Raw genomic sequence first — 13443 nt, 5'->3', positions numbered from 1 at the left:
GATCCAAAAGGAGGAAGAAAAATGGCTATGATGCTCAATCAAGACCAACTCGGTGTGTCGATCAATGGTCTTGCAGGCAGGTTATCAAAAATAGAGTGGTATAAAAATGCAGGTAAGCCTCATGAACAAGCTGAAGCATTATTCCGGGATTTTATGAAAAAACTACATGTAACCGATTATGCGGTCAAATGGATATCCAAGGCGGAAGCGGCAGAGACGATCAGCAAACTGTGTTTTGAAGAAAGCCCATTATGGGAAGTACTGAGCGCGCTTCCAGATCAGTTAAAAAAGAAAGTGGATGAACAGGGGCGGGGGCAGTTGTTGGAAAAAGCGGTAGACGCATTGCCCGAATTTGTATTCCATGTTGCTTTTGAAAAAGCCTATCCCGCCTTTCAAGAAGAAAAGACCGTCCGCTTTTTGACGGGTCATGCCATGTATATCGCCGTATTGATTGCTGCTGCGGAAATAGCCGGGCAATCGGAATTGTTTTCGCCATTGTTGAAGCTGCTTGAGTATGGCCACGTTCCGCTTGGAATGGAGGGAAACGTTATATACTTGTTATAATATAAAAAGCTGTACCGGGAAATGTCCGGACAGCTTTTTGCGCTTCTCATATTGTAATTCTGTTGTTCCGTTGATCCATCACCCGTTTCGCTTTCATGGAAAAGCGGGGTAACACGCCTGGTTCAACAGCTTCTGTTTCAATGCGCAGCCCAACTCGTTCACGCAGCCCGCTTGAAAGCTTCTTTTCAACTCTGGTATCTGTTGTTTCGATTTGGACTTTGATTTGATCCATGTCCCCGCTTGTATAATAAATAATCCGAAATTCCTTGATTTCCGGATATTCCCGAACGATTGCTTCAATGGAGGATGGATAAATATTAATACCGCGAATGACAACCATATCATCGGCGCGGCCGATAATGCCGCCCGGCAAGAATCGAAAATGATTGTTACACGGGCATTTTTCCTGATGGTTGATCACGACATCTCCTGTTCTGTATCTGATAAGCGGATATCCGTAACGCCCCAAATTGGTTAATACGAGTTCGCCTTTCTCACCATGTTTCACGGGTTCCCTCGTCTCCATATTCAAAATCTCGGCAATAAACTGCGATTCATTCACGTGAATGCCGTTTTGTGTCTGGCATGAATAACCGTAAGCCCCCATTTCCGTCATACCAACATGGTCGTACAACTTTGCTCCCCATGTTGTTTCAATTTGCCGGCGAATCGATGGAACAGATCCACCCGGCTCTCCCGCGGTGATAATCGTTTTAACGGACGAGTTTGGAAGATCAAGGTCCATGTCTTCGGCAACTTCGGCTAAATGAAGAGCATAGCTCGGTGTGCAAAGCAAGACAGTTGTATTATTTTCCATCATTGTCGCCAATCTTTCTTTCGAAGTTTGGCTCCCAGCGCAAATTACAAAAGCTCCCATCTTTTTCGCGGCCTCAAATCCACCCCAAAAACCGATAAACGGGCCGAAAGAAAATGCCAGGAAAACGGTATCATTTTTATTAATGCCACTTGAACGGAAAACTTCTTCCCAACATGTCTCCCACCATTCCCAGCTCTCTTTTGTGTCAAGCACTTTGAGTGGCCGTCCGGAAGTACCAGATGTTTGATGGTAGCGCGCATAGCTCTGGATGGGATATGTGTGGTTTTTCCCGTAAGGAGGAAATTGCGTTTGATCGTCTACCAATTCTTGCTTTGTCGTAAAAGGAAGCTTTGATACATCAGCCATGGAACGAAGAGGCAATGTGATTCCAGTTAATTTGCTTCGATAAAATTCATTTTCTTTTACAAGAAAAACGAGCATTTGATTGAGTTTGTGCAATTGGTAGCTTTCAAGAGTCGTATGAAATTCATAGACAGGATAAGCTGTATGACTGGCCATGATAAAATTCTCCTTTCGACCGGCATAATGAATCATTAACTTTATGTTATGGTAAGAAAGCGCTTTTAAACACTTTATAGTTCCTCTATATGGAACTTTTGCGAAATTCATCACTTCAAAATATAAACGAGAGGAGAATTTTCCTTAGATGGAGGCTTGGTTGTCGCGAATTTTTCAGTCGAAAATGTTTCCATATGTTTTTTCTATAGTGCAATCGGTACTGCAGGTGTCCTAGTGATGCGATCTTCCTTGGAATAGTTGCGTGGATTGAAAAATTGGGGTAAACAATCATTTTATTCCGCTTATTCGTAATGGCATCTCCTCGGCTTGGAATGGACTACAACAGGAACGATCTTAGCGAATGTGGGGAAGGGATGGAGAATTCTGTCAAGTTAAAAACTTGGCTCAGGGTTTCCCGGCCTTTTAGTAGACTGACGATTTTTTAAAAAATTGGACATAAGCGCGTTAGGGAGCGATCGCTTGGTCTAGGAACAAAATATCCCCGGGAAGAAAAAACAAGCCATATTTGCGATTTCCATTTTACGCGCTTATTTTGCTCTGCTTATTCCAGTGCTTTTTCATTCAAAGCTGTGTTTACTGGCTGTTGATGATTTTGTCCTTCTTTTATCCGTTCACTGGGCGTTAGTGTAATCAATATGGCGCTAATGAGATTGTCTTTCCAGAGTGCTTTATGGTACAGGCATGTTTTATGGAGAGATGAGCATTGGCGGCGGGATAGATTGGCTTCGGACGGGGGCTTTTTTTCAAGCTTTCACGAAGCGCTGATTGGGCTTTTTTCGATATCGGCATTGGGGGAGGCGCACTTATCGCCGGTGCATTGGAGGGGGCGATGGAACTTGGAACGATTTACGCCGGCAGTTCCATCTCTATTTTTTACGAGTGCGTCGTCGCATGCGTGGATTGGAATAAAAAATCATCCTCTCGCGCCAACACCGGTCGCACTCTATACGGGGCTTTCTGTTTATTCCTGACCCAAAAGAAATTTAGCTCTCTTTTTGCCAGCCAAAGCATTCGGAAAGCTCAAACGCCTGTTCAATCACAAATGTGCTCATACCATTTTCGTGGGAGGTGGGAATAAGCTGGGTAAAGCCAACGATCGTAATACAGCCAATCATATCATATTTGTAGTCTAGTACTGGAATGCTGAAAGAGGATATCTGCTTTACGAGTGGTTCAGCCGCATATGAAAAATAATGCTGTTTGATGTTGGGCAGTTCTTCTTCAAGCTGTTGTTTCGACTTAAAGGGCATGTACTCCAGCCCTTTCCGTTTCCATTCTTTGACGGCGGCTTCATCTTTAAAAGCCAAATAGGCTTTCCCGGCCGATGAAAGAACGGGCAGCCGAGTCCCAATTTGCGCACCGATATTCAGTCCCGGTTGACTGTTCCAAATATTGGCGATGACAGGGCCATCATGTGTCCAAACGGATAATAATGCGGTAAGTTGCAACTCCCGGCTGATTTTTTTTAAATAGGGGGTCGCCTTCTGGATTAAATCCACACTTCCAATTGCAGCATTTCCAAATTCGATTAATTTACTTCCAAGATGGTATGTCCCCTGGTCTTTGTCGCGATGCAGCAATCCTGTAATCGTTAATGTGTTTAAATATTTATGCAAGTTGCTTTTTGTGATGCCTGTCAGCTCCTGAATCTCGGAAAACTTTAGGGGCCGGTCTTCGATTACAAATAATTCCAGTATGCCAATCCCTGTTTGCAGTGACTGTATAACAGGGAGTGTTTTCTTTTTTTCCACCCCAAAAACACTCCTTTTAACGTTTGAAATTATCATGTCATAAATTTATTCATCTGTCCAACTGTTGTTTTTTTCAATATTGACATCTGAAAGCGGATACGATACATTTTAATAAAGAGAACAATGTTAACTATAAGTGAATTAAGGGGAGAGGATAAAATGAAGCTGGTCACTTTTACACACAACGGTTTTACAAGAATCGGCGCGGTTGAAGGGGCACAAGTCATTGATCTGAATGCGGCGTTTCAAGCGAAGTTGCAAGCAGAAGGAAAAATCAGGGCTGAAAAAATTGCAGAAGCCTATATTCCGACTGATATGGAAGGTTTTCTGCAAGGAGGAGAAGAAAGTCTTGCATTTGCAAAAGAGTCTGTTCAATATGCTTTGAACAATGAAAGCGCTGTGCAGCTTGTTTTCGGAAAAGGAGATGTAAAAGTAGAGGCTCCTGTAACCAATCCTGGAAAAATGATTTGTGTTGGCCACAACTACCGGGAACACATTTTGGAAATGGGACGTGAATTACCGACACATCCGGTTGTTTTCGCGAAATTTGCCAATACGATTGTCGGACCGGAAGATCATATTCCCTTTTTTCCAATCTCTGAACAGCTTGACTATGAAGCTGAATTTGCCTTTGTCGTAGGAAAGCGTGCAAAAAATGTCTCTCAAGAAGAGGCGCTTGCATATGTTGCGGGTTATACCATTGTCAACGATGTCACATACCGTGACATTCAGCGGCGGACGATTGAATGGCTTCAAGGAAAAGTTGTAGACGGTTCTGCGCCGATGGGGCCTTGGCTTGTTACATCCGATGAGTTGGCCGACCCTTTTGGACTTGACATTTCCTTAACGGTTAATGGAGAAGAAAGACAACGCTCTAATACTGCGAATCTCGTATTTACTGTTCAGCGTCTCATAGAGTTTTTATCAGAATTAATGACGCTTGAACCGGGAGATGTCATTTTGACTGGTACACCGGGAGGAGTAGGTGTGGCGAGAGAACCCCAAGCGTTTTTGAAAGATGGAGATGTCGTTCGTATCGAAGTCGATAAAGTAGGAGTTCTTGAGAACAAAGTAAAAAGAGTGGAGGGATAATGGGCATGCCCGGAAAAATCCAACAACAAGCCATTCGTGATGTGGAGAAAGCAATCCATGAGATGGTGAATACGGTAAAAGATCTTTCTGAAGATACGATCCGTAGGAAGCCATCAGCCGAAGAATGGTCGATTATGCAAGTGATCGCACATGTAGCTGAAGCGATTCCTTTCTGGCTGGGAGAAATTCGTCAAATTATTCAAAGCCCCAAAAATGTGTGGGGAAGAGACCATACAAATAAGATTCGTTTAGAAGCTGTAGACGAAGCGGCGGTGGATCAGTTGGCAGTTGAAAACGTCATCAAAGATCTAGAGAACATTCCGGCTCAAACAGAGGAAACGTTAAGTAAATTGACGGATGAACAGCTTCAATTGATCGCGCCAAGCCGCAATCCGAACTTTGACGGAAAAACGGTCCAATTTATTATTGACAAATTGATCGTCGGGCATATCCAAGGTCATAATGGACAAATTCAACGCAATTTGTCCAAATTACAATAAAGGGGAGAAGGAAAATGGCTGAAAAAAGTTCGTTTTTTGAAAGCAGTTTAGTCCAGGATTTTAATAAAGACATTGAGCAATATCACCTTGGACCGCTATGGAACGCAATCCCTGATCTGATGAAGCATACTCCCGAACCGCATGCGCAACCATATCTTTGGAAGTATGACCTGCTCCATAAAAAACTAATGGAGGCAACCGAGATTTTTACACCGGACCGAGGCGGCGAACGGCGTGCGATCTATTTGCAAAACCCTGGATTGAATTACCGCAAGCCTTGGGGATGGGCATCCACGACGCAAACTTTGTATGCGGCAGTTCAATTGATTTTGCCTGGTGAAGAAGCACCATCCCACCGTCATGTGCAAAATGCTTTAAGGTTTGTCATGGAAGGAGAAGGAGCTTACTCCATCGTTCAAGGAGAGCGCCTGTTCATGGAACGGGGCGACTTTTTAACAACACCAAACGGACTTTGGCACGGGCATGGACACCCTGGTGACAAACCGATGATTTGGATGGACTGCCTCGATATTCCAACCATCTACTATCTTGGCGGAACATTTTTTGAGCCTTATCCCGAAAAACTTGAGAAGCCTTCTTTGCCGGATAACTATTCCCAGCAGCGTTATGAAGGTGGAATGGTCCGTCCGATTGGGGATCGCTATGAGAAAAAAGCGCCGCTCGGAAATTTTAAATGGAAGCATACCGAAGCTGCGCTCCAAGGTTTAAGCAGATTCGAGCCAGATCCATTTGACGGCTATGCTGTCGAGTATATCAATCCTTCCAACGGAAAAACAGCTTGTCCGACCATTGCAGCCTGGATGCAAAAGTTGCCGAAAGGATTCCATTCACAGGCACATCGCCATACTCATGCGTCCATTTATCATGTTCATGAAGGTGCTGGTTATACGATTATAAACGGTGTCCGTTTTGACTGGGAAAAAGGCGACTACTTCGTTGTGCCAAACTGGGCGTGGCATGAACACGTAGCAGAGAAAGACGCGTACTTCTTCCAAACAAACGACTTGCCTATCCTGGAGAAATTCGGCCTCGAAAGAAAGCAGGAGCTTGATATGAATAATGGCCATCAGGAAGTGAAATCAGAATTTAAACCTGTCATCGTGTAAAAATAAATGAAAGTCCATTTCCGAGAAACATCTTTGGAAATGGATTTTTTTGAGTGGGAAAAAACGGTGTATATATAATAGAAGGAACTCGACTTTGTTAGATTGGATTCATTCTTGAGGTGATGTGAGCAAAGGAGATAGATTTATATAATCTGGCGCAGTTTGGCAATATCAGCCTCTTGATCAATCGAGCGCCGTGAAAGCAAGTCCAGTGTGCGTTCGTGTTTTTCTTGGGTTTCTTCCATTCGTTTGACTGCCTCTGATATTTCCATGACAGCCATTTTGATGTGGGGAATGTCGGCAACATCGGCAATATCTTCTTTTGTCACCATCGTTTGTTTGATGGTTGATATCTCCTCTTTCATCACTTGTTGTTCTGCTTCTAAATGAGACATTCTCGTTTCAATTTTCTCTATTCTTGTTTCCAACATTTCAAGTCGGCTGTTCATGTTAGATTGTAAATCTTGAATCTTGTCGAGAATTTGCACCATTAGTTTTTCCATTATTTCACCTCATTTCTGTTCCAGTGATAATACAGCTATTATAGCATCAAACGGTGTGTTTTTTATACCGTGGCACGATCCCCATCGGGGAAATTTCGGATGCTAACATGGAAGACGTTGTTATGTGGATCGGGCCTAACTTGCACCTTGTACAATATCCTGTTCGCCGGGGAGAGTTGTTCAATCAAGTTGTTGTGTTTAAGTCATACAACTACAAACCGGACTCTGATGATTGGGGTACGCCGGAAGAGATGGACCGCCGTTTTGCAGGCGGGCACCCCCTGGTTGAAAAGGCGATTTCGTTTATTGACCGCCAAATTCGTTGGCCTATGTATGATCGTCTGCCATTGGAAAATTGGACGAAGGGAAATATTACCCTCCTTGGCGATGCTGCCCATCCCATGCTTCAATATTTGGCTCAAGGCGGGTGCCAGGCATTGGAAGACTGGAAGACGCTTTGGTGCTTGCGGACAGCTTGCTCCGTCAAGGTGACTACTCGTCCGCTTTTCAAATATATCAAAAAGAACGCATATCGCGGACAGCCAGCGTTCAAGCGAACGCCAGGCTATGGGGAAGGTTTTTGCATGCGGAAGATCCCCTGATTCTCATCATGCGGGACAAACTATTCCAGTCCCACACATCACGAAACTATCAAGCTACTGATTTTTTATACGGATATCATAAAAGAAGATGGAGCGAAACTCCCATCAGCGTTCATGTTGATCGTTAGTTGGTCCAATCGGGCTGATACCGGGAGTTAATTCCCGACTTATCAATCTCGTTTTTCCTCGAACTCTTGAAATCCGAGTCTTATAGGCAGCTGATCCCCAAATCTCGATTTAGTGGGAGCTTACTGCCAGTTAAAGCGGGAAAACTTAAGCCGCACGGTTTAAAGGGGCGCGGCTTTAATAGTGTCCGAGATGCCGAGATATTTTTTGGGCCGCATTTTGGATTTCTTTTATAAACATGTCTTGTTTTTTCTCTGTAATGCGGCTGGAATGTCCGATCACTGAAAGGGAAGACACGACCGTGCCTGTATAATCCCGGATAGGGGCTGCGATGCTTGTATAGTTCTCATAATAAGTATCTTTCATAATACAATAATCGTTTTTTTGAATATCGGCTATGAGGGCACGAAGATCGTTTGGATCGGTAATCGTGTAGGGTGTATAAGGATATAACTCGGAATCCAGAAGCTTTTGTGTTGTTCTCTTGTCCTGAAAGGCTAAAATACAAAGTCCTTCACTTGTACAGTGAATGGGATTTTTGCGGCCGATTTGTGTTAACAGTCGATCTGGATGACGGCTTTCCACCCGGAATAAATAGACGACATCCATATTCTCCAGCAAACAAATATGAGCCGACTCATCCAATGTTTCAGACAGCTTTTTCACGATGGGAAGAGCTTCCTTATATAATTCGCGGTGGCTGAAAATGACACCGCCGAGACGTAGAATAGCCAGCCCGAGACGGTAATGGTTGGTTCGCGGATTTTTTGACAGAAAGCCTTCCTTGACCAAGGTGGCAATCATTCGATGTGTACTGCTTTTTGGCAGGTTTGTATGCCTGACAATATCCGTAAAGCTTAGCTCTTGTCTTTTGGGCGTAAAAAGTCGAAGGATCCGTAAAGCATTTGTAACAGATGAGAGAGTTGATCCGCTCATTTTATATCACTTCTTTTTCTCCATATAATCATCTCAGTTAATTTACCGGACGCTTTTTGCAGAAGGGTTACATATCTATTTTTTATCCTGTTTGATGAAACTCTTTGTGTTAATGCTGTAATGCTGAGGGAAGCCATAACTTGTTTCTTATCATTATAAACTGGCACGCCGATTCCGGTAATGCCGTCCCGATATTCTTGTTCAGATATGACAAAGCCGTTCTTTTGGACGTCTTTTAGTTTTTGGAAGAAAGCGTCCGGAGATGTGATTGTATTTACGGCATAAGGCCGCAATTGGCGTGAAGCGCGCGCCGCCGCCTTTGGATGAAAGGCGAGGATTGCCTGGCCGGCACTTGTGCAAAAAGCGGGCTTCCGATTTCCCAAATGGATGTAATCAACAGACGAGTAAACTCCATCAATCGTTTGCAAGTACACGACATCGAGCCCCTCCAATATCGCCAAATGGGCATTTTCCCCGATTGTTTCCACAAGCATATTTAAAATCGGAACCGCTTCATTGGCTATTGGAATTTGTGAGTTGACAATTTGAACGAGTGACAAGATGGAAGATCCCAGGCTGTAAAGGTTTGTATGCGGGTCTTTATACACAAAGCCTTCCGAAGCGAGTGACGATAAAAGGCGGTGGGATGTGCTTTTTGCTACTTGAAGCTTCCTCGAAACATCGGTGACGCTCATTTCCGGCTCGTCCATGGAAAAAAGCTTCAAAACATGCAATGCGTTCTCGAGGGAAGTTCTTTTCTGTTCCTCCGGCATTTCTTCACCTTTTTTCGAAAATTTTCTTATATTCATTTTAATGCCAGGCATTCGATCGGTCAAACCAAGTTCTAACGGAAATACATATGTTCAGTACGATTGTAAAATGAACAAGTTATATGTTTTCTTTTTTCTTGTGAACTGTCACTTTAGGAGTATCCCGTACATGTAAGCTCTTTACAATTTAAATCAAATCTTGCGTGTTGCATAGGAAAGTTCTTGTTGACAATGTTCGTAAAATACTCCATTTTAAAAATGAGTGAGTAGCTTACTTAATAGCAAAGGAAAGAGGGAATGTTGGAATAAAAAATGACTATCCGGCAAGAAACCATTCTACGAAAGTAAAGGGGAACTTGTTTTTAACAATCAATTACAACTTTGGGAAAAACACATGCTTGATAAGAACAATATATATGCCTCTACGTTAACGGAACATGCTCGTAAAACTGATCATGTTCTCGAAAACACCAATTTTTGAAAACAAATGTTGAATAATTACCATCTTCATGAAATTAGAAGAAATAACTGTGGATGGCGGATATAAGCCCGTTTAGATATGTATTAACTTTATAGAACAAATTGTTGAATAGGGTGTTGGCAGACCTTTCTATGAAATATTCAAGATGAGCTTTACTGTAGTTGCGAATACATGATTGCGATTTTATAAAACATCTTGCTCTTGGTGCAAAAGTTGATGGCAGAACTGACAAGTTTTTCGCTTGTAATTTAAATTCTGCTCATATGATTGAAATGATAATATTACAGTGTTTTCATTCCAGTATTAACTACGCTGCTTATGTTGGTCAGCAATCTATGGAAAAGTGGCGTTTCAATAAAATCGGCTTCATATCTAAAAGAAGAAGGGAACATGTCTTTTGAGTTTAAAACATGAGAAACATATAAGGACAGAAACAGCTGCCAAAACTTATTTGACTAAAGGATGGGGCTATGTTGCAGCTTTTGCGCTGTTGCCGTATGCGATTTTAAAATCGCTTTGGGCATGGGGATCAACCGTGGGGCTTACAACAAAACAAGCTGCGCAAGATGTCGCGGCGTTTGGTGATACATTAAAGGAAGGACCTGCTTTTCTATATACGTTATATACCATCGGAATAGATTTCACAGCTGTTTTGGCGATACTGGCATCTTTATTTGCTTTGGCTTTCGTGACTTCCTGGGGAGAGAAACTGCCAAAATGGTTATTAATCATACCAGGATGGTCAATTGGGGTGTTGACTGTTCTTATCAGTTTCATGACAACTCTTCAATTTTTCGGAGTGCTTCCAAAAGGATACGCCGAAGGGCTAGCCATTTGGGTATATGTGGTGACGTACGGGGGATTGTTCGTATGGGGAGTAACTGTATTTATTGCGACTCTGTTGTTCCAGCATCGGATTAAAAACAAACAGTTTCCCAAAAGAGGTACTTATACATCATAATCTACCTTTGAGTGCTTATCTTGAAAATATTGCAATGTTGGTGTTACGGCACAATTTTCAACAATCGGGCGGGATTGAGGCATAATGATTGGATTATTTGTTACTTCGATGAGTTCTATTTCGTAATTTGCCAACAAATTTTTTAGCTTCAACATAAATAATGCAGAAACCCAGCTATTTTCACTGTAATGAAGTGCCACCTGATTGTCTAACATTGAGGTGCGGTTCATTATCATTGTAAAGATAGCTGGGTTTTTATGGATGTGCAAAAATACCGCCTCAAACAAGTGAAAAATAACGCTGAAAGTTACATTGTGAATACTTTGTCCTATAATAAATGGATAAGAGAGGAGCGTTTTACAATGGCTGAAGCTCAAAGGGAGAAGGTTATTAGAAAAGTTGAACAGCATTTGAGAAAAACGTCGCGCCAATTGATTAAAATAGATACTGAAGAACAAGCATTGCAATATTTGAGTGACTCGTTTCGCGCGAAGTTATACTGCGATTTTGTCGGTGTGGTATTTGTTGAAGATGCGCATTTTGTGCCAAAGACGTGGAGCGGAAATATTAATGAGGTGAGGGATTCGTTTCCACTGAGAGTGGACGACTGTTCCGCTCAGTTGCTTGAACGCAGTTTAACAGATAAAGAGGTAAGTTCAGCCGCCGTGAAGTGCAAACTTTTTTCCTTATTGAAAAATTCGAGCGTGCAAACATGGTTTACGGTGCCCATCAAGGACGAACTGCATACGTTTGGATTTTGCATGATCGGTTTCTTACGTTATGTCCCGCTCTTTGAAATGGGAAAGCATTTTGATGAATTCGGGAAGGACGTTGCATTAGCCATTTCCATGACGAGAAGCAAGGAAATGCAATTAAAAAAAATAGAAGGTATAGAATGGATTACAAAAAATCTTTCTATTGATGCACCGTTTGAAGAAAGCATTGAAGAAATTACAACGCGAGCTGGAAAAGGGACAAATGCCGAATTTGCCTGTATTTATCTTTACAACGATCCTGATAACTGTTTTATTTTCCAACCCCCTTCATATGGAAAAATGACCGCTCCAAAGCAGGTGAAGATCGAAGAAAATTACCTATTAAAAGAATATTTCCCTTTTTTGGAAAAAACAGGTGGGAAGCAATTAACGATCCCCATATCCATAGATTTAAAGACGATCGGCGTCCTCCATGTAGAAAGGAAGAAATCCGGGGGATTTGTAGAAGAAGATTTGCATATGCTGCGCCTGCTTAGTAATCACATAGCCGCCATTTTGGAGAATGCCAGGCTCTATAATAATGAAAAAGAAAATCGAAACCGCTTGCATTTCTTATTGCAATATCAGCAGGCGCTCGTAAAAGAAACGGTCAAGCAAGCAGGGTTTTCCGGAATCATATCCATGCTTGGCGAACTGTTTCGTTCATCAGTTGTTTTATTTGACCGTTTTATGCGGCCGTTAACCCACGTAATGGACGGTGGAAAGGAAAACCTGATCCCTCATTTGCGGACGGAGGCCGAAAAGGCGAGAAGAAAGAGTCATTCTCACATCGTTCTTGCGCAATTCAATCAAACCTTTTCTCTTTGGCCCATTAATAGCGGGAGTGATTTACTCGGTTATTTGGCGGTCGGCATGTCCGGTGATAAACTGGATGACTATGACAAAATCATGATTGAAATGGCCCGAAACATTTGCTCCATTCAATTTATTAAGCAAAAACTGGTGTTGGATGCGACAGAGCAGGCAAAGGAAAACTTCATCAGCAAGCTTCTCGCAGAGGAGATTGAAAATAAAGAGAGCATCCTTCAGTATGCCAACTTGTTTTTGTGGGACTTGTACAATCCTCATCGTGTGGCATTGCTGGCGATTATACTTTCGGAAACCGAATTAGCAGGCTGTAACTTGCTGGAGCAACAGGCTAAAAAATCAATTATTTGGGATTATATAAAAATTTTTGTCGTGGAAAAAAGGAAAGACATGTTAGCCGCCACGTTTAAAGAGCAATATGTATTCATTGTACCGGCAGAAAAAGATACGCAGGGGTTTTGGCCGGATTTTTACAAAGATATTCAGGAAGCCGCCAAAAGAAGTGGAATTCACTGCGATGTATTGCTGGGAGTCGGAGGAAAGACAGACAATATACAAGGTTATTATGTAAGCGGCGAGCAGTCGAGACAAGCATTAAATATTGTTCAAAGCCGCTTTAAAGAAAAGGGATATGCCTTTTTTGAAGAACTTGGTTTCTATACGATTTTGCATCAACTTGAAAATGCGCAAGCAACTAATTTATTTATGGAACATCAGCTTGGCCGCTTGGAAAAATATTCAGAAGGGAAAAACATGGATTTACTTCATACTTTGAGAGTGTACTTGCAAAATAATGGAAATGCCAAAAGCACTGCGGAAGAATTGTTTATCCACCGCAGTTCGTTATTATACCGCTTAGAAAAAATAGAAGCACTGCTTGGTGGAGATTTAAGAGATGCCGAAGTCCGGTTTAACTTGATGATGGCTTTTAAACTGTACGATATGCGCGGGAAAATGAGCTGAAAAGAAAGAACAGTTAGGTGTGGGGGTTGTCTAAAAAGTCCAAATTTGAGTAAATGCACTAACATTTAAAACCCAAGAATGTTGATTTTACAGCATTCTTGGGTTTTGTTTTTTAATGCTCAAGCCG

The 13443-nt window shown here is 42.3% G+C and carries 13 protein-coding genes; 7 read left to right on the top strand and 6 right to left on the bottom strand.

Annotation, left to right across the window (positions count from 1 at the left end; all coding sequences use genetic code 11):
* Positions 1-21 precede the first annotated feature (21 nt).
* Positions 22-564 carry a hypothetical protein gene (locus tag MHB50_RS14885; RefSeq protein WP_340084075.1) on the top strand — a complete coding sequence of 181 codons (543 nt, stop codon included), beginning with the start codon at positions 22-24 and terminating at the stop codon, positions 562-564.
* Between the two features lie 46 nt (positions 565-610).
* On the opposite strand, the gene MHB50_RS14880 is transcribed toward MHB50_RS14885, so the two are convergent.
* Both MHB50_RS14880 and MHB50_RS14875 read right to left on the bottom strand, forming a co-directional pair.
* Positions 611-1900: an AMP-binding protein gene (locus MHB50_RS14880; protein WP_340084074.1), complete on the bottom strand. Its 1290-nt coding sequence runs from the start codon at positions 1898-1900 to the stop codon at positions 611-613.
* Positions 1901-2904: 1004 nt separating this feature from the next.
* Positions 2905-3672: an IclR family transcriptional regulator gene (locus MHB50_RS14875; RefSeq protein WP_340084072.1), complete on the bottom strand. Its 768-nt coding sequence runs from the start codon at positions 3670-3672 to the stop codon at positions 2905-2907.
* 159 nt (positions 3673-3831) lie between these two features.
* On the opposite strand from MHB50_RS14875, the gene MHB50_RS14870 reads away from it, so the two are divergent.
* From MHB50_RS14870 to MHB50_RS14860, 3 genes are read left to right on the top strand one after another with little or no spacing between them, the layout of a single operon-like run.
* Complete coding sequence (locus MHB50_RS14870) at positions 3832-4764, top strand: fumarylacetoacetate hydrolase family protein (RefSeq protein WP_339164525.1); 933 nt, start codon at positions 3832-3834, stop codon at positions 4762-4764.
* Between the two features lie 5 nt (positions 4765-4769).
* Positions 4770-5264: a DinB family protein gene (locus tag MHB50_RS14865; protein ID WP_340084071.1), complete on the top strand. Its 495-nt coding sequence runs from the start codon at positions 4770-4772 to the stop codon at positions 5262-5264.
* Between the two features lie 14 nt (positions 5265-5278).
* Positions 5279-6391 (top strand): cupin domain-containing protein, encoded by a 1113-nt coding sequence (locus tag MHB50_RS14860; protein ID WP_340084070.1) that lies wholly within the window; start codon positions 5279-5281, stop codon positions 6389-6391.
* A 143-nt stretch (positions 6392-6534) separates the two neighbouring features.
* On the opposite strand, the gene MHB50_RS14855 is transcribed toward MHB50_RS14860, so the two are convergent.
* Entirely contained in the window at positions 6535-6894 is a 360-nt protein-coding gene (locus tag MHB50_RS14855; RefSeq protein ID WP_340084069.1) for a hypothetical protein, read from the bottom strand.
* Positions 6895-7001: 107 nt separating this feature from the next.
* On the opposite strand from MHB50_RS14855, the gene MHB50_RS14850 reads away from it, so the two are divergent.
* Complete coding sequence (locus MHB50_RS14850) at positions 7002-7496, top strand: hypothetical protein (protein ID WP_340084067.1); 495 nt, start codon at positions 7002-7004, stop codon at positions 7494-7496.
* Positions 7497-7799: 303 nt separating this feature from the next.
* On the opposite strand, the gene MHB50_RS14845 is transcribed toward MHB50_RS14850, so the two are convergent.
* Positions 7800-8558 carry an IclR family transcriptional regulator gene (locus MHB50_RS14845; RefSeq protein ID WP_340084066.1) on the bottom strand — a complete coding sequence of 253 codons (759 nt, stop codon included), beginning with the start codon at positions 8556-8558 and terminating at the stop codon, positions 7800-7802.
* Positions 8555-9331 (bottom strand): IclR family transcriptional regulator, encoded by a 777-nt coding sequence (locus MHB50_RS14840; protein WP_340084065.1) that lies wholly within the window; start codon positions 9329-9331, stop codon positions 8555-8557. Before MHB50_RS14840 ends, MHB50_RS14845 begins: the two co-directional genes overlap by 4 nt.
* Before the next feature lie 875 nt (positions 9332-10206).
* On the opposite strand from MHB50_RS14840, the gene MHB50_RS14835 reads away from it, so the two are divergent.
* Complete coding sequence (locus tag MHB50_RS14835) at positions 10207-10770, top strand: hypothetical protein (RefSeq protein ID WP_340084063.1); 564 nt, start codon at positions 10207-10209, stop codon at positions 10768-10770.
* Here the strand turns inward: MHB50_RS14835 and MHB50_RS14830 are convergent.
* A complete protein-coding gene (locus MHB50_RS14830) occupies positions 10758-11039 on the bottom strand; it encodes a hypothetical protein (protein ID WP_340084062.1) in 282 nt (93 codons plus the stop codon). The two genes, MHB50_RS14835 and MHB50_RS14830, sit on opposite strands and share 13 nt — an antisense overlap.
* Before the next feature lie 93 nt (positions 11040-11132).
* Between MHB50_RS14830 and MHB50_RS14825 the strand changes: the two genes are divergently transcribed.
* Positions 11133-13316 carry a helix-turn-helix domain-containing protein gene (locus MHB50_RS14825; protein WP_340084060.1) on the top strand — a complete coding sequence of 728 codons (2184 nt, stop codon included), beginning with the start codon at positions 11133-11135 and terminating at the stop codon, positions 13314-13316.
* Positions 13317-13443: the final 127 nt, after the last annotated feature.

The sequence above is a fragment of the Siminovitchia sp. FSL H7-0308 genome (genome assembly GCF_037980985.1).
Lineage (GTDB): Bacteria > Bacillota > Bacilli > Bacillales > Bacillaceae_C > Siminovitchia > Siminovitchia thermophila.
Note: the sequence above shows the minus strand (reverse complement) of the source record. Positions and strands in the feature narration are given on the sequence as shown.

Coding starts and splice junctions, on each gene's coding strand:
- MHB50_RS14885 (WP_340084075.1), top strand. CDS start 22: ATGGCTATGATGCTCAATCAAGACCAACTCGGTGTGTCGATCAATGGT.
- MHB50_RS14880 (WP_340084074.1), bottom strand. CDS start 1,900: ATGGCCAGTCATACAGCTTATCCTGTCTATGAATTTCATACGACTCTT.
- MHB50_RS14870 (WP_339164525.1), top strand. CDS start 3,832: ATGAAGCTGGTCACTTTTACACACAACGGTTTTACAAGAATCGGCGCG.
- MHB50_RS14865 (WP_340084071.1), top strand. CDS start 4,770: ATGCCCGGAAAAATCCAACAACAAGCCATTCGTGATGTGGAGAAAGCA.
- MHB50_RS14860 (WP_340084070.1), top strand. CDS start 5,279: ATGGCTGAAAAAAGTTCGTTTTTTGAAAGCAGTTTAGTCCAGGATTTT.
- MHB50_RS14855 (WP_340084069.1), bottom strand. CDS start 6,894: ATGGAAAAACTAATGGTGCAAATTCTCGACAAGATTCAAGATTTACAA.
- MHB50_RS14850 (WP_340084067.1), top strand. CDS start 7,002: ATGGAAGACGTTGTTATGTGGATCGGGCCTAACTTGCACCTTGTACAA.
- MHB50_RS14845 (WP_340084066.1), bottom strand. CDS start 8,558: ATGAGCGGATCAACTCTCTCATCTGTTACAAATGCTTTACGGATCCTT.
- MHB50_RS14840 (WP_340084065.1), bottom strand. CDS start 9,331: ATGCCGGAGGAACAGAAAAGAACTTCCCTCGAGAACGCATTGCATGTT.
- MHB50_RS14825 (WP_340084060.1), top strand. CDS start 11,133: ATGGCTGAAGCTCAAAGGGAGAAGGTTATTAGAAAAGTTGAACAGCAT.